16 protein-coding genes are annotated in these 21,510 nt (G+C 67.2%); 8 read left to right on the top strand and 8 right to left on the bottom strand.

Going from position 1 to position 21,510, the window contains the following annotated elements; genetic code table 11:
• Positions 1–142 precede the first annotated feature (142 nt).
• The gene (locus ACRYA2_RS07470) at positions 143–2,803 is read right to left on the bottom strand and encodes an ABC transporter ATP-binding protein (protein WP_433625980.1); all 2,661 of its coding nucleotides are present in this window, start codon (positions 2,801–2,803) and stop codon (positions 143–145) included.
• Positions 2,804–3,258: 455 nt separating this feature from the next.
• On the opposite strand from ACRYA2_RS07470, the gene ACRYA2_RS07465 reads away from it, so the two are divergent.
• Entirely contained in the window at positions 3,259–3,861 is a 603-nt protein-coding gene (locus tag ACRYA2_RS07465; RefSeq protein WP_433625978.1) for a TIGR00296 family protein, read from the top strand.
• Between the two features lie 12 nt (positions 3,862–3,873).
• Here ACRYA2_RS07465 and ACRYA2_RS07460 read toward each other — a convergent pair whose 3' ends face one another.
• Together ACRYA2_RS07460 and ACRYA2_RS07455 are read right to left on the bottom strand one after the other, a co-directional pair.
• Complete coding sequence (locus ACRYA2_RS07460; protein WP_433625976.1) at positions 3,874–5,034, bottom strand: nicotinate phosphoribosyltransferase; 1,161 nt, start codon at positions 5,032–5,034, stop codon at positions 3,874–3,876.
• Positions 5,035–5,092: 58 nt separating this feature from the next.
• The gene (locus ACRYA2_RS07455; RefSeq protein WP_433625974.1) at positions 5,093–6,607 is read right to left on the bottom strand and encodes an Hvo_1808 family surface protein; all 1,515 of its coding nucleotides are present in this window, start codon (positions 6,605–6,607) and stop codon (positions 5,093–5,095) included.
• 96 nt (positions 6,608–6,703) lie between these two features.
• Here ACRYA2_RS07455 and ACRYA2_RS07450 point away from each other — a divergent pair, with 96 nt between their 5' ends.
• Positions 6,704–7,276: a cysteine hydrolase family protein gene (locus tag ACRYA2_RS07450; RefSeq protein ID WP_433625971.1), complete on the top strand. Its 573-nt coding sequence runs from the start codon at positions 6,704–6,706 to the stop codon at positions 7,274–7,276.
• Positions 7,277–7,342: 66 nt separating this feature from the next.
• On the opposite strand, the gene ACRYA2_RS07445 is transcribed toward ACRYA2_RS07450, so the two are convergent.
• Entirely contained in the window at positions 7,343–8,215 is an 873-nt protein-coding gene (locus ACRYA2_RS07445) for a DUF8155 domain-containing protein (protein WP_433625968.1), read from the bottom strand.
• Positions 8,216–8,267: 52 nt separating this feature from the next.
• Here ACRYA2_RS07445 and ACRYA2_RS07440 point away from each other — a divergent pair, with 52 nt between their 5' ends.
• Entirely contained in the window at positions 8,268–9,005 is a 738-nt protein-coding gene (locus ACRYA2_RS07440) for a lipoyl protein ligase domain-containing protein (protein ID WP_433625965.1), read from the top strand.
• Positions 9,006–9,053: 48 nt separating this feature from the next.
• On the opposite strand, the gene ACRYA2_RS07435 is transcribed toward ACRYA2_RS07440, so the two are convergent.
• A complete protein-coding gene (locus ACRYA2_RS07435) occupies positions 9,054–9,350 on the bottom strand; it encodes a hypothetical protein (protein ID WP_433625963.1) in 297 nt (98 codons plus the stop codon).
• A 164-nt stretch (positions 9,351–9,514) separates the two neighbouring features.
• Between ACRYA2_RS07435 and ACRYA2_RS07430 the strand changes: the two genes are divergently transcribed.
• Positions 9,515–10,870 carry a dihydroorotase gene (locus tag ACRYA2_RS07430; RefSeq protein ID WP_433625961.1) on the top strand — a complete coding sequence of 452 codons (1,356 nt, stop codon included), beginning with the start codon at positions 9,515–9,517 and terminating at the stop codon, positions 10,868–10,870.
• Positions 10,871–10,908: 38 nt separating this feature from the next.
• Positions 10,909–11,619: a sugar phosphate nucleotidyltransferase gene (locus tag ACRYA2_RS07425; RefSeq protein ID WP_433625959.1), complete on the top strand. Its 711-nt coding sequence runs from the start codon at positions 10,909–10,911 to the stop codon at positions 11,617–11,619.
• On the opposite strand, the gene ACRYA2_RS07420 is transcribed toward ACRYA2_RS07425, so the two are convergent.
• Both ACRYA2_RS07420 and ACRYA2_RS07415 read right to left on the bottom strand, forming a co-directional pair.
• A complete protein-coding gene (locus ACRYA2_RS07420) occupies positions 11,620–12,204 on the bottom strand; it encodes an LURP-one-related/scramblase family protein (RefSeq protein WP_433625956.1) in 585 nt (194 codons plus the stop codon). It lies immediately after the preceding gene.
• 50 nt (positions 12,205–12,254) lie between these two features.
• Positions 12,255–14,138 carry an ABC transporter ATP-binding protein gene (locus ACRYA2_RS07415; RefSeq protein ID WP_433626032.1) on the bottom strand — a complete coding sequence of 628 codons (1,884 nt, stop codon included), beginning with the start codon at positions 14,136–14,138 and terminating at the stop codon, positions 12,255–12,257.
• A gap of 210 nt (positions 14,139–14,348) precedes the next feature.
• Here ACRYA2_RS07415 and uvrA point away from each other — a divergent pair, with 210 nt between their 5' ends.
• The 3 genes from uvrA to ACRYA2_RS07400 all read left to right on the top strand — a co-directional run bounded on the left by uvrA (position 14,349) and on the right by ACRYA2_RS07400 (position 19,496).
• Entirely contained in the window at positions 14,349–17,291 is a 2,943-nt protein-coding gene (gene uvrA / locus ACRYA2_RS07410; protein ID WP_433625953.1) for an excinuclease ABC subunit UvrA, read from the top strand.
• 622 nt (positions 17,292–17,913) lie between these two features.
• Positions 17,914–18,459 carry a DUF7344 domain-containing protein gene (locus ACRYA2_RS07405; RefSeq protein WP_433625950.1) on the top strand — a complete coding sequence of 182 codons (546 nt, stop codon included), beginning with the start codon at positions 17,914–17,916 and terminating at the stop codon, positions 18,457–18,459.
• A gap of 221 nt (positions 18,460–18,680) precedes the next feature.
• Positions 18,681–19,496 (top strand): aldo/keto reductase, encoded by an 816-nt coding sequence (locus ACRYA2_RS07400; protein ID WP_433625947.1) that lies wholly within the window; start codon positions 18,681–18,683, stop codon positions 19,494–19,496.
• Here the strand turns inward: ACRYA2_RS07400 and ACRYA2_RS07395 are convergent.
• Complete coding sequence (locus ACRYA2_RS07395; protein ID WP_433625944.1) at positions 19,493–21,475, bottom strand: bacterio-opsin activator domain-containing protein; 1,983 nt, start codon at positions 21,473–21,475, stop codon at positions 19,493–19,495. The two genes, ACRYA2_RS07400 and ACRYA2_RS07395, sit on opposite strands and share 4 nt — an antisense overlap.
• Positions 21,476–21,510 lie beyond the last annotated feature (35 nt).

Below are 21,510 nucleotides of genomic sequence, written 5' to 3'. Positions count from 1 at the left end.
ACGATAGTGGGCATAATACTGCCGGACCGGATAGTAAACTTCGTAGATAAGTTAAAATATATAACTTATCGGTATTCATTCCTGCTACCGGGTAGAAATAGTGCGAGATGGAGAGAGACCAACGCCGGAGCGAATCGGAACGCTACTCGGGCTGGTCGTAGAGGTGACACGCGGAGGGGTGGGCTTCGTCCTGCAGTACCGGGTCTTTCCGCTCGCAGACGCTCTCGAAGTGCTGGCGCAGCACCGACGCGGCCGCCTCCCAGTCGCCGTCGGCGAGGTGGTCGAACGACTCCACGACGATTTCACGCGGCCGCCCGGTCGGTTCCACGTCGAACTGGTCCTCCCAGAGGGCAGCGCGGAACGCGTCGGCGGTGTGGCCGCCGTCCGCGGCAGTCGCTTCCCGCGTGGGCGCATCAGCCCCGTCGGCTGCCGTCTCGCGGACCACGTCGAGGTTGATGGCGCGGTCTTCGACGCGCTCGCGGTAGTCCATCACTTCGCGGTACGCGTCCTGTTCTACGTCCATCCCGTCGGGCGGGATGATCTTCGGACAGCGCGTCCGGAAGTGACAGCCGGAGGGCGGGTTGATGGGCGACGGTACGTCACCTTTGAGGATGACGCGGTCGTCGGTGTCCACGCGCGGGTCCGGCTCGGGAATCGCCGACAGCAACGCCTGTGTGTACGGATGCTTCGGGTCGGCGAACAGTTCGTCCGTGTCCGCCACCTCGACGATTTCGCCGAGGTACATCACGGCCACGCGGTCGGAGATGTGGCGGACGACAGAGAGGTCGTGGGCGATGAACAGGTAGGTCAGGCCGAACTCGTCCTGGAGGTCCTCCAGCAGGTTGAGTATCTGGGCCTGGACCGAGACGTCCAGCGCCGACACCGGCTCGTCGGCGACGATGAAGTCCGGGTCGACCGCGAGCGCTCGCGCGATGCCGACGCGCTGGCGCTGGCCGCCCGACAGCTCGTGTGGGTAGCGGTCGCGCTGGTCCGGGTCGAGTCCGACCGCCTCCAGCAGTTCCGTGACGCGGTCGCGGCGCTGTTCCTTGCGCGACCGGTCGTCGTCGTCGGGGTCTTTCTCCGGCAGGTCGTGAATCTTCAGCGGCTCCGCTATCGTCTGGCTGACGGTCATCCGCGGGTCGAGACTCGACAGCGGGTCCTGGAAGATCATCTGCATCTCCTTCCGGAGGTCTCGGAGGTCGTCGCTGTCGAGGTCGGTCACGTCGGTCCCCGCGAACACGACGCGACCGTCGGTCGGCGTTTCGAGCCGGAGAAGCGTCCGGCCCGCGGTCGACTTCCCGCAGCCGGACTCGCCGACGAGTCCGAGCGTCTCGCCCTCGTAGATGTCGAACGAGACGCCGTCGACCGCCTTGACGCTCCCAGGGTCGTCGCCGAGCCACTTGTCCAGCAAGTCGTCGGCGCGCGAGAAGTGTTTCTTCATCCCGTCGGCGGTGACGAGTTCGTCGCCGGTTTCGTGGTCGGTCGTCGTGACGCTCTCGTACTGTTCGGCGTACTCGTTCTCGTCGAAGTCCTCCAGCACGCACTTCGCGTGGTGGTCAACGTCGTCGGGGCCGTGCTGGAGGTGCGGAATCTCGCCCTGCCGACACTCCGGTTTCGCCCACGGACACCGCGGCGCGAAGTGACAGCCGTCGGGCATGTCGATGAGGTCGGGGACGTTCCCCTCGATGGGCGTCAGGCGCTCTTTGTCCTCCTGCGGGATGGATTCGAGGAGCGCGTACGTGTACGGATGGCTCGGGTTGTGGAAAATCTCGTCGACGGGGCCGACCTCCACGAGGTCGCCCGCGTACATCACCGCGACGCGGTCGCAGGTTTCGGCGACGACGCCGAGGTCGTGCGTGATGAACAGGACGGACATCCCGAGTTCGTCCTGCAGGTCGTTGATGAGGTCGAGAATCTGGGCCTGGATGGTCACGTCGAGCGCCGTCGTCGGTTCGTCCGCGATGAGGAGTTTCGGCCGGCAGGCCAGGGCGATGGCGATGAGTACGCGCTGGCGCATGCCGCCGGAGAATTCGTGAGGGTACTCCTCGACCCGCGACTCGGGTTCGGGGATGCCGACCTCCTCCAGCATGTCGATGGTCGCCTCGAACACCTCCTCGTCGAACTCGTCGCCGCCGATCTTCGGCAGTATCTCGCGTACCGCGTTCCACCAGTTGTCCTTCTGCTTCCCGCCGTGCTGGTGGAGTTGCAGGCTCTCGGCCACCTGCTCGCCGACGGTCAGCGCGGGGTTGAGCGAGGTCATGGGGTCCTGGAAAATCATCCCCATCTCGCCGCCGCGCATGTCGCGCATCGCCGACTCGGGCGCGTTCATGAGGTCGAGGTATCCTTCCTCGATGGTGAGGAACGCGTCGTCGTCCTCCTCGTCGTCGACCGCGATTCCGTCGGGATACTCGCGGGCCAACCGAGCGGCGCGTTCGGACTCAGACAGGTCCGGGTCGTCGAGGAGTTCGTCGTCCGGGGCGCGCCTCCGGTCGACGGTCGCGCTCTCGACGACGACGAAGCCGTTCCGGGCGTCGGTCGCGACGCCCGACGGATACTTGCGCGCGAACCGGGCGACGGTTGGCGCGTCCTGGAACTGGATGTCTCCGGCCGCTATCTCTCCGGGTTCGTCGATGAGCTGCATCGCCGACAGCGCAGTGACGCTCTTGCCCGACCCCGACTCCCCCACGAGGCCGACCGTCTCGCCTTCCCGGATGGTCAGGTCGAAGTCGTCGACGGCTTTGACCGTCCCTCGCTCGGTGTTGAACTGCGTCTTCAGATCCGAGATCGATAGCAAATCGGTCACGATTATCTGGCTATGAACGGTGAGTGGGCAAAAATGGTTCGGTTCACCGTACCATACGGTGCGAAATCGGGCGAAAACGGCGACGTGCGTCGACCGGCGAGCGCGGCGATTTAGTTCGTTCCGCGCGGGCGCGACGGCGTTACGTTACCGCCAGGCCAGGAGTTCCGCCGTCCGACGCTTCGGGCGTTCAAGCCGACCTTTCCCGCGTCAAGGGGAGCATACCACGCGAAAGCTCTCCGCGGAGACGACCGACGGTCGACGTTTCCTCGTCTCTATCGTCGATTTCGCTCGCCCGCGAGACGCTCTCCCGGGCATTCGAACGCCGTATTCCCGTCTACGCCGTATCGCTGACCGTAACGGGCGGAAATTTCACCGTACTATCTCACAACACCATCTTAAAACCGGCCAGATTGAAGGGAAGCGTTGAAGACGCTTCTGCCCATAAGGTGTTACGTATGTCTGAGGCACAGGCAGTGACCCTCACCTACGAGGATGGCACTCGCGCGGTCGAACTCGCTCGGGAGGCGGTCAATTCTTACGTGATAAACGGACAACGCGAGCAGCCCGGAAGCATGCGTGAGGCGTTCTACGCGCGGACCGGCGTCTTCGTCCGCCTGGAGTCCACGCGGGGGCGCGGAAGCCTGCGCGGGTGCGCCGGTGCCCACGAGACGAGCGAACAACTGGGCCACGTCATCGTCAACTCGGCCATCTCGGCGGCCAGCGACGACTCCTGCGGGTCGGAGGTCGAACCCGCGGAGCTCTCGAACCTCGAGATATCCGTGTTCGTCGTGGAAGACACCGTCCTGACCGACGACCCCGCGAACGACATCGAACTCGGCACGCACGGCGTCGCCGTCGAGGGGCGCGGCGAGCGTGCGTCGATGTTCCCGACGCTCCCCGTCGAGAACGACTGGAGCGCGTTCGAGTATCTGGACCGCACCTGCCGGAAGGCGGGGCTCCCGCGCGGTGCCTGGGAGGACGACGACGTCGCCGTTCTCCTGGTCGACGGACCGGTGTTCCGCGAGCGCGAACCCGAGGGAAGCATCGAGCGAATCTGACCCGTCTGCCCGCTACTCTCGAAAGTCGACTGCCGCCGCGTCGTCGAGCGCCCGTTCAGACGCCTCGTCCAGCTCGAACTCCCGGACGAGTTCGCCGTCGCGGAGCAGCGGTTCCAGGAGAGGTTCGCCGTCCGCCGGACCGTCGTGGCGCGCCAGACCGACGTGGTGACCGCCGTCGCGCGTGCGATACGCCTGTTTCTTGCCCGAGAGCTTGCCGCGCTTGGCCGCCGGCTCGCCGTCGACCGCCACGATGTCGAGCGAGAAGTCGACGGGCTCGGCGTTGCTGACGTGACTGCCGACGCCGAAGCCGTCCGCGACGTCCCGGAGTTCGCGCAGTTCTGCGGGACCGAGGCCGCCGCTCGCGAACACGTCCACGTCCTCGAACCCCCGGGCGTCGAGCTCCCAGCGCACCTCCTGGAGGATGTGCCGGAAGTCCCCCCGGCGCGACCCGGTCGTGTCGATGCGGACGCTGTCGAGGTCGTCGCCGAGCGTCTCGGCGGCCCGTATCACCTCGTCTTTCTCGTCGGAGTAGGTGTCACAGAGCGCGACGCGCGGAACGTCCTCGGGGGCCGCGTCGTCGAACGCCGTCCACGCGGCCTCCTGTTCGCCGAAGCAGATGACGAGCGCGTGCGGCATCGTCCCGCTGGCCGGCCGTCCCAGCAGTTCGCCGGCGGCGACGTGCGAGAACCCGTCGAGGCCCGCCAGCAGCGCCGACCGCTCGACCACCGCCGCGATGGAGGGGTGGACGTGGCGCGCGCCGAAACTCAGCACCTGCGAGTCGGGCGCGGCGACCCGTGCCTCCAGCGCGTTGGTCGCCATCCCCGAGGCGTGTGACAGAAAACCCAGCAGCGACGTCTCGTACCGGGCGAACTCGCGGTACCGCCCCTCGACGGTGAGGACGGGACCGCCGTCGAACAGCCGCCCCTCGGGCATCGCGTCCACGTCGACGGGGAGCCCTTCGAGCAGGTGGGCGGCGTCTTTCAGCCCCGCCAGCACCTCGAACTCGCCGGTCGGGAACTGGTCGGCGGTCACCTCCGCGACGACGTGGGGGTTCCTGTCGGCCGCGTCGAGCGTGGTCTCCGTCCGCAGGAAGTAGGCGTCGGTCGCGCTTCCGTCTCGGATGGCGTCCTCGGGAATCACGTCGAACGGCCCGTTCCCCGGTTCGTCGGTCATGGTCGGGGCTACTCTCGGGCAACGCGATAAAGGTCCGGATTCGAGGAGAGAGGGCCGCTTACTGTTTCGGCGCAGCGCCGGCGTGCACGTCCGAGAGGTCGCCGACGGACGGCGCGTTGACGATGACGACCGTATCACCCTTCTGCTGGACGTAGAAGGCGTCGCTGAAGCCGTTCTTCTGGGGAACCTCCCAGGTGTTCGCGCGGTCGTCGACCTTCTTCGCGTCGCGATACTGGAGCAGACGCTCGTACGTGTCGACGAACTGCCGGGCGTCCTTCCTGGAGTCCCACTTCGTCTTGAACACGTAGCCGGTCTCGTTCGCCGCGGCCCGACCGTTCGTGTAGACGGCGATGCGGTCGCCGTCCCAGCCCGCCGACGGCTCGCTCCTATAGTTCAGCGGGTCGAACTTTGCGGGCTCGCCGTTCTTCCTGTTGACGAACTTGTTGAACGGGATTATCTGGGTCTTCCCCTGGCTCTCGTAGGTCGGATAGGTGAACATCGACATGATACCGGCCTCGCCGACCTTGGCGTAGTTCGGCCGTCCCTTCGGTTCGAGGCGCTGCCAACCGTTGCTCGTAGTGTCCCGGATGCTGACGTCGGCGGGAGCGTCCGCGCCGTACTTCTTCGGGTGGATGACTTGCTCGGTGCTGGCGGGCGGGTTCTGGTACAGGTCGTTGACGGCCTGCCAGCCTCCTTTCTGGCGGACGGACTTCACGAACGGCGGACCGTCGCTGTACGGCTGGAACTTCAGCAGGTACGGTCCGATGTTGGCGAGGTCGCCGCCACCGCCCCCGTTACCCTCGTTCTGGGGGAGCAGACAGGTGCCCTTCCAAGCGTTCTTGCAGCGCTGCTCGTAGAGGTGGTCGACGTAGTTGCCGTCGCCCTCGACGATGCCGTCGACGGCGTTGTGGTCCTCGCGGGTCCGCTGGTCGAACGTGGAGAGGTTGTACTTCTGGTCCTGGAGCGCGTGGAACAGCTCCTGGGACAGCGTTATCTCGTCCATCTTCGGCGCGGACTCGTTGTTCGAGATGACGACGATGGACTCCTTCCTCGGGCTGTAGTACCCGCCGACCGACGACCCCGTGTTCCGGTTCTGGACGGCGATGGAGTCGGTCGACTCGCCGACCATCATCAGGGCCTCGTACTTGACGTTGTCGAACGTCCGACGCTTCGGTGGCGTCTTCTGGCTCTGCTGGTTCTTCTTGAACTCCGAGCGCGAGACGACCTTGACGGGCACCTTCTTCTCGAACTCCAGTTGCCGAATCTTCTCGACGCGAGCCATCGCGCGATTGACGACCGCGTCCATCTCGGAGTTGTTCAGTCCGTCCGACCGGGTGACGTTGATGGTCTCGTTGTACCACACCCCATTCTCCCATCCGAGGACGTCGGAATCAGGGTCGGGCGGATGAACGACCGCCGCGCCGTCGCCGGGCGCGGCCGTCGACTGCGTTCCCTGGGTCGTCGCGTTCGGTCCGGTCGTCGTGTCCGTGCCCGGTGCCTGCGAACAACCGGCGAGCACGAGCATGACCGCGACCGCGATGGCAGTGACAGTTCGCATTTCTGTAGATGCCACGAAGGACTACTGTATAAAAAATGCCGTGAAAATTTCGGCAGTCGACACGTACAGTAGTGCGAAAACGTTTCGTACCGACCATACCTACCATCGAACATGAACTTCGACCCCGACTCGACGGCGGTCGTCGTCGTCGACATGCAGAACGGGTTCTGCCACCCAGACGGGAGCCTGTACGCGCCCGGCAGCGAGGAGGCCATCGCTCCGGCCCGGTCGCTGATATCACGAGCCGACGAAGCGGGCGCGTCGGTCCTGTTCACCAAGGACGTCCACCCGCCGGAACAGTTCGAGGGCAACCACTACTACGACGAGTTCGAGCGCTGGGGCGAACACGTCGTCGAGGGGACGTGGGAGACCGAAATCGTCGAGGAACTTCCCGTCGAGGACGCCGACCACGTCGTCGAGAAGTACACCTACGACGCCTTCCACGAGACTGAACTCGAGGGGTACCTCGACGCCCACGGCATCGACGACCTGCTCTTCTGTGGCACGCTTGCGAACGTCTGCGTGCTCCACACCGCCGGCAGCGCCGGCCTCCGCGACTTCAAGCCAGTGCTCGTCGAGGAGGCCATCGGCTACATCGAGGAGGAACACCACGAGTACGCCACCGACCACGCCACCTGGCTGTTCGGCGAGAGCACCTCGCTGGACGACCTGACCTTCGAGTAGCCGACTACGGCGCGTTCCGGACGGTCGGTCCGACGGCGGGCGCTCAGGGGGCGGCGAGCGCGGACGCTATCGGTGAACGGTCACCTCGACGCGCTCGCCCGGAGCGAACTCGTGGTCCGGACAGACCAGTTTCGCGCCGAACGCCTCGCGGGAGACGAACAGCGAGACGCCGGTGATGGCCGTCCCGTTGGTGCGCACCTCGACGTCGTCCCACGCGACGGTTCGCCCGTTCGCCGTCCCGACGCGCCGCCCCGCGAGTGAGACGGGACCGTCGCCCGAGGGGAGCAGACCGCCGCCCTCGTAGTGGGGGAGGCCGCCGTCGAGCACCCCCCTACCGCCGTTCGTTGCGTCCGCGCCACCCGGGGTGCCCGCGATGCCGGCGAACCGCTCGCCCGGCGCGGGATGTCCGGGGGCGTCGAGTACGACGTACGTCTCGCCGCGCGAGACGACGCGGCCGGTGCCGTCCCACGTGACCGGGTCGACGTCGACCGCGACGTCGACCGGCAGCGACCCCGATGCGCGCAGGGGGTCGGCGTCGCGCTCGCGGAACCCGAGGTGGACGTGGTTGCCGACCCAGGGGGCGAAAAAGCCCGAGCGCACGAGTTCGCCCAGCGAGTCGCCGACCCGGACCTCGTCGCCGGGGGCAACCTCGGGGTCGACGTGGAGGACGCGGGCGAGGTGGTCGCCCGTGTCGACGACGATGAGATGGTCGCGTTCGACGGCGTAGGGTTTCGACGGCGCGTCGACGGTTCGCGTGGCGACGACCTCGCCGGCGACGGGCGACGGTGCGGCTTTCGCGCGACTTCCGCCGTCCGCGTCCGCCGCCTCGCCACCGGGGTAGAGGTCGATAGCGCAGCCCTCGTCGTGGGAGACGTACGGCGAGTTGTAAAGCGAGAACCGCGGAAAGGGAGCGAGCGCGTCTGCGGGCAGCGTGACCATACCGGCGGTTCGGACGGGGAGCGTTTACATACGTCGGGTCACAATGGGGGGTATGCGCGTGCTCCGTGGCCGGGCGCCGACCCGGGACGAGGACCGGACAGTGACCGCGGAGATGCTCGCGGACACCGCGGAGTCGGGTGAATCTGCGGTCCGCGTCTGGACCCCCCACCGGCAGGTCGCGTTCGGGCGGCGCGACGCGCGCGCCGACGACTTCGACGTGGCCAAGTCGGTCGCGCGAGCCTGCAGGTTCGAACCGGTCGAACGCAGCGTCGGCGGGCGCGCGGTCGCCTACACCGGGACGACGGTCGCGTTCGCGCGGACCGTCCCGCTCTCGGACATGCGGACCGGGATGGAGGAGCGGTACGTCGAGACGACTCGGGCGGTCCAGCGTGCGCTCTGGCGGGTCGGCGTGCCCGCCCAGCGCGGCGAACCGCCGCGGTCGTTCTGCGCGGGCGACTACTCGCTCCAGTGGAACGGCAAGATAGCGGGCGTCGCCCAGCGGGTCCAGTCCGGCGCGGCGCTCGTCTCCGGCGTCGTGGTCGTCGACGACCACGGCGAGATCGCCGGCGCGCTCGACCCCATCTACGCCGCGCTCGACGTGCCCTTCGACCCCGACTCCGTGGGGAGCGTCGCCCGTGCCGAGGGCGACGCCGACCCCGAACGCGTCGTCGCCGTCGTCGAGGAACTGCTCGTCGGCGACGCCAGCGCGAACGTCGAGGTCGTGGGCCGGGACGACGCCGAGACGGCCCCCTCGAAGGCGAGTCGGGCGGCGGAACCGGCGGAGGACTGACCGCACGGCCGACGCGGTGCGAGTTTTTCTGGCGGTCGAGTCGACCGACTACGTGATGGCGAGCGCCACGTACACGTTCCAGAGTAGGGTGAGGGCAGCGAGCACCACCACCCTGACGTAGGCGGCCCCGACGCGCTGTGAGAAGGCCGGATACGCGACGTACGTGACGTACCCGGCGAGAACGGTTGCGACCACCGTCGCGCCGAGGAGGGCCGTGGACATGACCGGGAACGTCGGGTCCGGGTGCGACGCGAGCGCGGCGTAGGAGACGCCGGCACCCGCGACGACGAGCGCGGAGGCGGCGAACCGAAGCCGGGAACGCAAGGGTGGGTGTCGGAGTGCCATAGTGGTGTGCCAGCAGGTATCGTGAACCGAACGGCGTCGGTGAACAAAGTACTACCGGCGGGCTACCGCTTCGCCGGCCGTCACCGTCGGTTCTCGACCGTTCCGGCCGACGTTCGTCTCCCCGGACTCGAAACCTTATAGCGCTCGACGCGAGAACGGCCGGTATGCTCACCATCCGGGACGCGACGCTGGCAGACGGCAGCCGGCGCGACGTTCGCATCGACACCGACGCGGGCCGCATCGCCGCCGTCGGCTCCTCGCTCACCGAGTCCGGCGACGTCGTCGACGCCGCCGGAAACCTCCTCCTGCCGGGCGCCATCGACGCCCACGTCCACTTCCGCCAGCCGGGCTTTCCCCACAAGGAGACGTGGGAGACGGGCAGCGCGAGCGCCGCGGCGGGCGGCGTGACGACCGTCGTCGACCAGCCGAACACGGACCCGCCGACGGTCGACGGGCCGGCCTTCGACGAGAAGGCCGACCTCGCCGACGCCTCGCTCGTCGACTACGGCATCAACGGCGGCGTCACGGCCGACTGGAATCCGGACGAACTGTTCGACCGCCCCGTGCTCGCGCTCGGCGAGGTGTTCCTCGCCGACTCGACGGGCGAGATGGGCATCGACGAGGATCTGTTCCGCGAGGCGCTCGAACGCGCGAGCGACGAGTACGTGGTCGTCACGGTCCACGCGGAGGACGCCGACCTGTTCGACGAGAGCGTGCTGCCACGCGGCACGAACGCCAACGGCGAAGCCGCGAGTGCGGAGGAGCGCGACGACGCCGACGCCTGGAGCGCCTACCGCACCGCCGACGCGGAGATAGCGGCGGTCGAGCGCGCGCTCGACCTCGCGGACGATACGGGCGCACGCGTCCACGTCGCCCACACGAGCACGCCGGAGGCGGTCGACGCCGCGGCGGCCGCGGGCGCGACCTGCGAGGTGACGCCCCACCACATGTTCCTCTCGCGCGACGAACTCTCCGAACTCGGTACGCACGGGCGGATGAACCCGCCGCTGCGCAGCGAGGAGCGACGCGAGGACGTGTTCGCTCGGGTGGCGAACGGGACGGTCGACGTCGTCGCCACCGACCACGCGCCCCACACGCGCGAGGAGAAGGACGCCGGCATCTGGGACGCGCCCAGCGGCGTTCCCGGCGTGGAGACGATGCTCACGCTCCTGCTGGAGCAGGCCCGGAAGGGCAACCTGAGCTACGACCGCGTCGCCGACCTCACGGCGCGCAACCCCTCTGAGATATTCGGACTGCCCCGGAAGGGACGCATCGAGGAGGGTCGGATGGCCGACCTCGTGCTCGTCGACCCCGACGCGACCCGCGAAATCCGCGGAGAGGACCTCCACTCGAAGTGCGGGTGGACGCCGTTTGAGGGCTGGACCGGCGTCTTCCCCCGGCTGACGATGGTCCGCGGGTCCGTGGTGTACGAAGCCCACGACGCCTCGCTGACCCCGGACGGCGTCGGCCCCGCGGACGGCGAGTTCGGGGACGCGGTCGGCGAGAACGTGCGCGAGTAACCCGAAACTCCTTCCGCGGACGCGTCGTGCGCCCGCTCATGCAAGCCGTCGTCCTCGCCGCCGGGGAGGGAACGCGTCTCAGACCGCTGACCGACGAGAAACCGAAGGTGCTCGTCGACATCGCGGGGAAACCGCTGCTGACGCGCTGTTTCGAGGCGCTGCTGACAGTCGACCCCGAGGAGTTCGTGGTCGTCGCGGGCTACGAGGGCGACCGCATCGTCGAGCAGTACGGCGATTCGTTCTCCGGCGTGCCCGTCACCTACGCGTGGCAGGACGAACGGGAGGGGATGGCCCACGCGCTGTTGCAGGCTCGCCCGCACGTCGACGGCCGGTTCGTCTGTGCGGACGGCGACTGCGTGTTCGAGGCGGACCTCGCTCCGCTCGTCGAGCGAGCGCGGGAGTCGGGCGTCGACGCCGTCCAGCACGTCGAGCGCGTCCCGCCCGAGGTCGCCCGCGAGAAGGCCATCTGCGAGGTGGACGGCGACGAACTCCGGGGTATCGAGAAGGAACCGGACGACCCGCCGGAGCGCAGCCTCGTCGCGGGCGGGGTCGCCGTCTATCACCCCGCCATCTTCGCGGCGTGCGAGGCGACCGATTACTCCGAACGCGGCGAGCGCGAACTCGCGGAGTCCATCCAGCGGTTCGTCGACGCCGGCAATACGATGCTGGCGCTGACGCTCGACGGCTGGTCGACGAACGTCAACACGCCCGAAGAGCGCGAGGCGGCCGCGGACCGACTGCGGGAGTAGCTAGTTCCCCTCCAGCGCGTCGATGGCAACCGCACCCGCGACGAGCGCGGTCCGGGGGAGCGCCCCGGGGTCGTCGATGCGGATGTCGTAGACGTCCCGGAGCGAGAATCGCCCCGCTATCTCGCCGACCTGCCGACCGTCGCTGCTCCGGATGTCGTACTTGTGCGGGAGAAACGAGAGCACGTCGACGAGCGACCGCAACGCCTCCAGGACGGCGCTCCGGGACTCGACCGTCGCCAGCACCTCGCCGTCCGGGCGTTTGAGGGTCCACTTGTGGTGGAAGAAGGTGAAGTTCTTCGTCAGTACGAGCACCGTCTCGTCGGTGCGTTCGTCGACGAGGGCGTAGTCGCCGGCCACGTCGAGGAGGTTCTTCGCCTTCACCCGGAAGACGGTGTCGCCGTCGGCGTCCGAGAAGGGGAACTCCTCTTTCATCTTCAGGAGCTTCTGTCTCGTCTGCAGGACGAGGTTCCCCTCGGAGTCGTACACCCGGTACTTGTTCCGGAGGAGACTCTGTTTGACCGTGTACTCGTCGTCGCCGAGTTCGAGACCCAGGATGGCCTCGCCGCCTCGAAGTTCGTCGCTCATGGTCGCTCGTTTCTCACGGTCTCCTATTTAAATCTCGGGACAATTCGCCCTCATTCGCCCTCGGCGGGAGCGTCGGCGCTCTCGACCCGCGCTTGCCGCCGAATCGCCCGTTCGAGAAACTCCCGGGGAAGGTCGTCGATGTGGCCCGCCTGCACCCGCCAGAGGTTCGCGTAGAGGCCGTCCCGGGCGAGCAGTTCCGCGTGGGTGCCGCGCTCGACGACCTCGCCGTCGTCGAGTACGAGTATCCGGTCCGCATCCCTGACAGTCGAGAGCCGGTGGGCGATGACGAACGTCGTTTTGTCGGCGGCGAGGTCTGCGAGGCTGTGCCGGATGAGCGCCTCCGTCTCGGTGTCGACGTGGCTCGTCGCCTCGTCCAGCACGAGGACGTCCGGGTCCTTGAGAATCGTCCGAGCGATGACGATGCGCTGGCGCTGGCCGCCCGACAGCTTCACGCCGCGCTCGCCGACCATCGTGTCGTAGCCGTCGGGCAGATTCCGGACGAATTTGTGGGCCTGCGCCGCCTTCGCCGCTTCCACGACCGCCTCGTCGCTGGCGTCGAAGGAGCCGTACGCGACGTTCTCCCTGACGGTGCCGTAGAAGAGGAACGGCTCCTGGCTGACGTAGCCGATGGCCCGCCTGAGACTCCGGAGGTTCACGTCCCTGACGTCCGTGCCGTCGACGCGTATCGCGCCCTCGTCCACGTCGTACATCCGCAACAACAGCTTGAGCACCGTCGACTTCCCGGCTCCCGTCGGGCCGACGAGCGCCAGCGTCTCGCCGCGCTCGACGGTCAGGTCGACGTTCGAGACGACCGGCTCGCCGTCGTCCCCGGCGTGGCGGTAGCCGAAGCTCACGTCGTCGTACTCGACGCGCCCGCGACTCACCCGGAGGTCCGGGGCGTCCTCGCTGGCTTCGAGCGTCCCGCGCTCGTTCAGCAGGCCGAACACGCGAGCGCTGGAGGCTTCCGACCGCTGGTACATGTTGATTATCTGGCCGAACTGCGCCATCGGCCAGACGAACTGCTGGCTGAGGACGATGAACGTCACGAACTCGCCGGGGTCCAGCGCCCCCGTGAGCGGCCAGGGCGGGCCGACGACCAGCCAGTAGCCGCCGACGGCGAACGTGACGACGAAGCCGACGCCGGTGATGAGGCTCAGACCGGGGAAGAACGTGATGCGGGTCCGGATGGCGTCCCAGTTGGCGTCGTAGTACGCCCGGGACGCGTCCGCGACGCGGCCGCTCTCGAACGTCTCGGCGCTCTCGGCCTTGATGGCCGCGATGCCGCCGAGGTTGTTCTCGAGCCGGGAGTTGAGCGCCCCGACGCTGGCCCGCATCGCAGCGTACTTCGGCTGTATCGTCCGGACGAACAGGTAGGTGAACGCGGCGAGTAGCGGCACCGGCAGGAGCGCGACGAGCGCGAGCTGGGGGTTCAGCGTGACCATGACCCAGCCGATACCGAGCACGGTCACGCCGATGCGAAGCGCGGAACTCAGGCCGTCGTTCAGGAACGTCTCCAGCTGGTTCACGTCGTTGTTGAGGACGCTCATCAGCTCGCCGGTCTGGCGGTCGTCGAAGAAGTCCATGTCCAGCGACTGCATCGCGTCGTAGGTGTCGACCCGGAGCGCGTGCTGGACGCGCTGAGCGAAGGCGTTCCATCCCCAGTTCTGGAGCCACGAGAACGCCGCCCCGACGACGAACGACCCCGCGATGATGGCGACCGAGAGCCGGAGCTGTCCGAGCGGGGTCTCCGGCACCAGGGAGGCCGGCAGGAACGCCAGCCGGTAGGCGCGCCGGTCGAGGAACACCGCGTCGATGGCGAGTCCGAGGACGACCGGCGGAACCAGTCCCAGCAGTCGGGACAGTACCGTCGCCACCAACCCGACCGCGAACTGCGGCGTCGACTCCCGGCCGTACTCCGCGTAGAGCCGCCACATCGAGCCGTCGCTCGTCAGTTCCTCCTCTCGTTCGCTCGCGTCGTCGTTCGCGCTGAATCGTTTCACCAATCGACTCACCTACGGTCCCGGTGGCTATGTGCCTTTCAGGTGGGGAGGTAACTTCGAACGTCCTCCCGTCGCTTCACTTTCGCTCCGCTTTCTCGCGCAACCGACAAACATAGGCCGATGCGGTCGCTGTCTTACCCATAGATGAGCAAGGAGTACATCGACGTCCGGGGGGCCGAGGAACACAACCTCAAGGACCTCGACGTCCGGATTCCACGAGAGGAGTTCAACGTGGTGACCGGCCTGTCGGGGTCTGGGAAGTCCTCGCTCGCGTTCGAGACGGTGTACGCCGAGGGGCAGCGCCGCTACATCGAGAGCCTGTCGGCCTACGCCCGCAACTTCCTCGGGCAGATGGACAAGCCGCAGGTCGAGAACGTCGAGGGACTGTCGCCGGCTATCTCCATCGACCAGAAGAACGCGGCGAACAACCCCCGCTCGACCGTCGGCACGGTGACGGAACTGCACGACTACCTCCGACTGCTGTACGCCCGGGTCGGTACGCCCCACTGTCCGGAGTGCGGGCAGGAGGTGGGCGAACAGAGCGCCCAGAACATGGTCCGACGGGTGCTAGAACTCCCGGAGGGGACGAAGGCGAAGATAGCCGCCCCCGTCGTCCGCGACCAGAAGGGGGCGTTCGCGGACCTGTTCGACGACCTCGTCTCCGAGGGGTACTCCCGCGTCGAGGTCGACGACGAGGAGTTCGACCTGACGATGGACCGCCCGGACCTCGACAAGAACTACGACCACGACATCGACGTCATCGTCGACCGCGTGAAGGTCAGCGAGGAGGCGCGTTCGCGCATCACCGACAGCGTCGAGACGGCGCTGGAAGAGGCCGACGGCGTGATGAAGCTAATCGTTTCGGACCCGCCGGAGGACGCCGACCTCGGCGTCGAGGCCCGGTCGACCGGCGACCTGGCGGGGGACGACGACGACCGCCTCGTCGTCGAGTTCTCCGAGGACCTGGCCTGCACCCACTGCGGCATCGACTTCCGGGAGATAGAGACCCGGAGCTTCTCGTTCAACAGCCCCCACGGCGCGTGTCCGGAGTGCGAGGGCATCGGCGAGACGAAGGAGGTCGACGAGGACCTCGTCGTCGTCGACGAGAGCAAACCCCTGAAACACGTCTTCGAGCCGTGGCGCTACCAGCGGACGTACTACCGGCGCCAGATAGACAACGTCGCCGACCACTTCGGCGTCAGCGTCGACACGCCGTTCGAGGACCTGGACGAGGACGTACAGCGGGCGTTCCTCTACGGCACGGACGAGACGGTCCACTTCGAGTGGACGACGAAGAACGGCGTCCGCGAGAAGGACGAGCGGTTCGAGGGCGTCATCCCGAACCTCGAACGCCGGTACGTCGAGACGGACTCGGACTCGACCCGCGACCACATCGAGGACTACATGGCGGTGACGACGTGCCCGGTCTGTGAGGGGACGCGTCTCAACGACCAGAGCCGGTCGGTGTACGTGGAGGGGACCTCCATCACCGAGGTCAACCAGATGTCCATCGGCGACGCCCTGGAGCACTTCGAGAACCTCGAAGCGAACCTCTCGCCGCGCGACACCAAGATCGCGGAGGAGATTCTCAAGGAGATCCGCGCTCGCCTCGGGTTCATGGAGGAGGTCGGCCTGGAGTACCTGACGCTCGACCGCGAGGCGTCGACGCTCTCCGGCGGCGAGAGCCAGCGCATCCGGCTCGCGACGCAGGTCGGGTCCGGCCTCGTCGGCGTGCTCTACGTGCTCGACGAGCCCTCCATCGGGCTGCACCAGCGGGACAACGACCGCCTGCTGAACACCCTCGAAGGGCTGCGCGACCTCGGCAACACCCTCATCGTCGTCGAACACGACGAGGAGACGATGCGCCGCGCCGACAACGTCATCGACATGGGTCCCGGCCCCGGCAAGCGCGGCGGCGAAGTGGTCGCGCAGGGCGACGTCGAGGAGATAATGGCCCACGACGAGAGCATCACAGGCGACTACCTCGCCGGCCGGAAGGAGATTCCGGTCCCCGACGACCGCCGCGACAGCGACGCGGCGCTGGTCGTCCGGGGGGCGCGCCAGCACAACCTCAAAGACGTCGACGTCGAGATTCCCGTCGGCCAGTTCTCCGCCATCACGGGCGTCTCCGGGTCCGGAAAGTCCACGCTGATGCACGACATCCTCTACAAGGGACTCGCCCGCGAGATGAACGACAACACGAGCGTCGACCCCGGGGACCACGACGCCATCGATGGAATCGAGAAGGTCGAGAAGGTGCGGCTCATCGACCAGTCGCCCATCGGTCGGACGCCGCGCTCGAACCCCGCGACGTACACCGGCGTCTTCGACTACGTCCGCGAGCTGTTCGCGGAGACGAAACTCGCCAAGCAGCGGGGCTACGAGAAGGGTCGCTTCTCGTTCAACGTGAAGGGCGGCCGCTGCGAGGAGTGCGGCGGACAGGGCACGGTGAAGATCGAGATGAACTTCCTCTCGGACGTGTACGTCCCCTGCGAGGAGTGCGGCGGCGAGCGGTACAACGACGAGACGCTGGACGTCACCTACAAGGACGCCACCATCTCCGACGTGCTCGACATGAGCGTCGAGGAGGCGTACGACTTCTTCGAGGCGAACGCCCAGATTCGTCGCCGCCTCAAACTGCTGAAGGACGTCGGCCTCGACTACATGAAGCTCGGCCAGCCCTCGACGACCCTCTCGGGCGGCGAGGCCCAGCGCATCAAGCTCGCCGAGGAACTCGGCAAGAAGGACAGCGGCGACACGCTGTACCTGCTGGACGAACCGACGACGGGGCTGCACAAGGAGGACGAGGGCAAACTCATCGAAGTGCTCCAGCGCCTGTCCGACCAGGGCAACACCGTCGTCGTCATCGAGCACGAACTCGACCTCGTGAAGAACGCCGACAACGTCATCGACCTCGGCCCGGAGGGCGGCGAGAACGGCGGCGACGTCGTCGCCACCGGGACGCCCGAGGAGATCGCCCGGAACGACGACTCCCACACGGGACGGTACCTGCGGGACAAACTGCCGGGCGTCGACATCGAGGGGCCGCGCTCGGACCGGCGCGCCCCCGCGGCGATGGACGACTGAGCGGTCGACCTCGTTTTCGATGCGCCGTCCCCGTCGGCACCGTCGCGCCGGCGAGGGGGCGTCCGCCGCGTACTCGCACGATACGGGGACCGTACTGACTCCGACGGGACGGGCGCCACGCGTTTCTCGACCGGGCGTTCCGCGACCGCAGATTTCGACGGCCGCGAACCTGGCCAGCGCTTCACTAAGACGATGGGGAGACGCTGGAAGCGCGACGGAGTCGAGTTCGTCGAGAGCGTCGGTACCCCTCGTCCGGTGGCGCTCGCCCGGGAACGGACGGCCGACTCGTGAGAGGACGGGGACTGTTCGGCCGAACCCCGGACCTACGACGCTCGCCGAGCACCGGGCGACGGTCGGCGCGCCGCGGTCGGCTTAGTCGGATTCCGTAGATGTATTTTATCGACGTTCTATGAGGAGAACGACGGCGAGAGGGGCTGAAACGCGGAGAATGGCCGCGTTATCCGACCGAACTCCGGCCTTAAACGCCGGCAATGTAACCTCCATTTCGGATTTTCCCGCCTAAGCACTGGATAACAAAGTGTTGTCCGCAGTAACTTCACGTCGTCGTTACATCGGGTGGCTATGGCACAGACACAACAACCGATTGGGCGTCCCAGGTAGCATGAGTTCCACTGACGGTACTCCACAACAGTTGTCCGAGGACCTCATCTTCGACGTGTTGAAAAACAGGCGTCGTCGATACACGCTGCATTATCTCAAGCAAAAGGACCGTCCGGTCGAACTCAGCGAACTCGCCGAACAGGTGGCGGCCTGGGAGAACGACACGACCGTCGAAGGGCTGTCGGCCAACGAGCGCAAGTCGGTCTACACCTCCCTCTACCAGACGCATCTGCCGAAACTCGCGGACGCGGGCATTGTCGACTACAACCAGAGTCGCGGCGTCGTCGAACTCTCGGAGAACGCGGCCCAGCTAGAGGGGTATCTGCGGCCCCAGGACGAGTTTCCGTGGGTACGGTACTACCTCGGGCTTGCCATCGTGAGCGCGGTTCTCGTCTTCGCGGACTGGCTCGGCATTCCGCCGTTCACGGCCATCCCCGACGAGATCTGGGGAGTGCTCATCGTCGCTGCGTTCGCGCTCTCGGCGCTGGTTCACTACGTCCGACGGCGACGACTCGGACGGGACGAACGCCCGCCGACCGCGCGATAGCGGAGTAACGTCCGTTACTCCTCCGAAAGCAGAATGGGAGGGTGGTGTCAGATTTCCGTTGTATTTGGCGGTTGCGACCTCGACTCCGAGTAGCGGCGTCGCGGGCCGGGTAACCGCCGGCGGAAAGCGACCGCGCTCGCCAGGCGAGTCGCGGTCGTCGACAACGAGACGTTCCGGCGCCGTAATCGCTTTCCGGACGCTCTCCCAAGACGGGGACACCGATGTCTTCAGATGCAGACCGGGTAGGAATACCCAAACTCGGACTCGGAACGTGGGAGAACACTGACCCCGAAGCCTGCGTGGAGAGCGTCGCGCACGCGCTCGAAATCGGCTACCGGCACGTCGACACGGCGCAGGCGTACGACAACGAGGGGCACGTCGGCGAGGGCATCGCCCAGGCGGGCGTCGACCGCGAAGACGTCTTCCTCGCGACGAAGGTCTGGACGAGCAATCTGGCCCACGACGACGTGCTCGCCAGCACGGAGGAGAGCCTCGACAAACTCGGCGTCGACAGCCTGGACCTGCTGTACGTCCACTGGCCGGCGCACGAGTACGACCCCGAGGACACCCTCTCTGCGTTCGACGAACTGTACGACGAGGGCACGATAGACCACGTCGGCGTGAGCAACTTCGAGCCCCGCCACCTCGATACGGCGCGCGAGACGCTCGACGCGCCGCTGTTCGCCAACCAGGTCGAGATGCATCCCCTGCTCCAGCAGGACGAACTCGTCGAGTACGCCCGCGAGCACGACCTCACGCTCGTCGCCTACTCGCCGCTGGCACGCGGGAAGGTGTTTGAGGTCGACGAACTGTCGGCGATAGCCGACAAACACGGCGTCAGCGAGGCGCAGGTCAGCCTCGCGTGGCTGGCACAGAAGGACGACGTCGTCGCCATCCCGAAGGCGAGCAGCTACGACCACATCGAGGACAACTTCGACGCGCTCGACCTCGAACTCGACGACGAGGACGTCGAGGCGATAGAGAACCTCGACCGCGAGGAGCGACAGGTCGACCCCGACTTCGCGCCCTGGAACTAGTCGGACTCGCCGAAGAACACGTCGAGCAGCTTTTCCTGTGACTTTCGGAGGTGCTGGTGGAACGTCGCCGCGGAGATGTCGAGCGCGTCGGCGACCTCCTCGGCCGTGCTGGCGCGCGGCCAGTCGAAGTAGCCCGCGCGGTACGCCGCCCGGGTCGCGGTCAGTTGCCGGTCGGTCAGGCGGTCGTCGAGCGCCGTACGGAACTCGGCGGCCGACCCGGCGGGCCGTTCGGCGTCGCGCTTGCCGACCATCTTCGTGCCGGGGAACGCCGACTCGACCACTTCGACGACCGCACGAAGGTCGGCGTCCGGGGCGAGTTCGGCGACGATTCGGCCCTCGCCGCCCTCGGTGACGGCGTGCGTGACCGACGCGCCGTGGTCGGCCAGCGTCACGACGGGCGACGGACCGGTGACGCGAACCTCGAGGACGCACTCGTCGCCGTCCCTGCTGACGAGCCTGGCGCCGTCGACCTGGTCGGCCGCTTCGACCGCGTCGAGGACGACGTCGGGCGACTCGCCGACGACCCGGACGAAACAGAGCATCGTCTCCTCCTCCGCGGGCAGTACGTCTTCGAGCGTACACCGGCAGTCGTACTCGTCCGACAGGCGGACGAACAGCGCACTGCGGTCGGTCACCGCGAACTCCAGCTCGACGACCGACTCGGCGAACAGCAGTCGGCGACTCTCGACGGCGTTGATGGCGAACGCCACGATGTCGCCGAGCGCCTCGAAACCCGCCTGCTCGCGCTCGCTGAACGCGTTCGGCCGAGTCGCGTAGACGACGAGCACGCCGTAGGTCGCCTCGCCGTACGACAGCGGAACGGCGATGCCGGACTCGACGGACGACTCCGCCAGGGTGGTCTCCGACTCGGGCGGAATCGGCCGTAGCCGGGCGTCGTTCGCGATCTGCGTCTCGCCGGTCCGGAGGGCGACGTTCGCCGGTCGGTCCTCCTCGCCGACCACTTCGCCGACCAGCGAGCGCACGCCGTTGTCTTCGCCCGCCTCCGAACGGACGGAGAGTCCGGTGCCGGTGCGGTCGCGCTCGGCGATCCAGGCGAACTGGTAGAGGTCCGAATCCGCGAGTTGCGAGACGACGGTCGTCTCGATTCCCTCGCGGGACGCCGTGGAGACGAGCGACCGGGTGAGTTCGCGGATGACGACGTTGATGCGGTTCAACGTCTCCAGTTCGTCGCGCTGTCGACGGAGTTTGCGCTCGCGCCGTCGGCGCTCGGTCACGTCACGCGTGACGCCGACGATACCGCCGGCGTCCCCGTCCGGCAGGAGGGAGAAACGCGTCTCCGTCGGAACGGCCTCTCCGGACGCCGAGATGACGCTGGCATCGAGGTTCGCCACTTCGCGGTCGCTGGTGCGTAACTCGTCGGCCAGTCGCTGGGCTTTCGCCAGACCGGCCTCCGAACTGACGAGCGAGATGGGACTTCCCTCCAGCGTCTCGCGGTCGTACCCCGTCATCGACGCGAACGCTTCGTTGACCGTGACGAACCGCAGGTCCTCGTCGATGATGTAGACGCCGTCCCCGACGGTCTCGAACAGCGTCTCGTACTGGCTGAGTTCGCGTTCGCGTCGCTTGCGTTCGGAGATGTCGCGTCCGCTGCCCGCCACGCCGACGATGGCTCCCGACTCCGCTCGCACCGGCGACCCGTTGAACTCGAAGGGGAGCGGTTCGCCGTCCTTCGCCAACAGGGTCGTATCGACGCTCCGGGACTTCCCGCGTTCCAGAACGTCCATGACGAGTTCGCTCACGTGTTCGCGTTCGTCCTCGGGAATGAACTCGATAGGATTCATCTCGGCGATTTCGGCGTTGCTGTATCCGGTCAGTTCGAGCAGTCGGTCGTTCCAGCGCCGAAATTGCCAGTTCCGGTCGAAGGCGTAGATGACGTCCGGGACCCCGTCGTAGATGTCCGTCGAGAACGCGTCGTCGAACACCAGTTCGTTCTGGTCCGATTTCGGAGGCTCGTTCATTCGTCGGTCGATACCCGGTCACCTTTGATGTCGGC

Source organism: Halomicrococcus pelagicus (assembly GCF_050954125.1).
The sequence above is the reverse complement of the archived record's forward strand: the minus strand, read 5'-3'. Positions and strand labels throughout refer to the sequence as shown.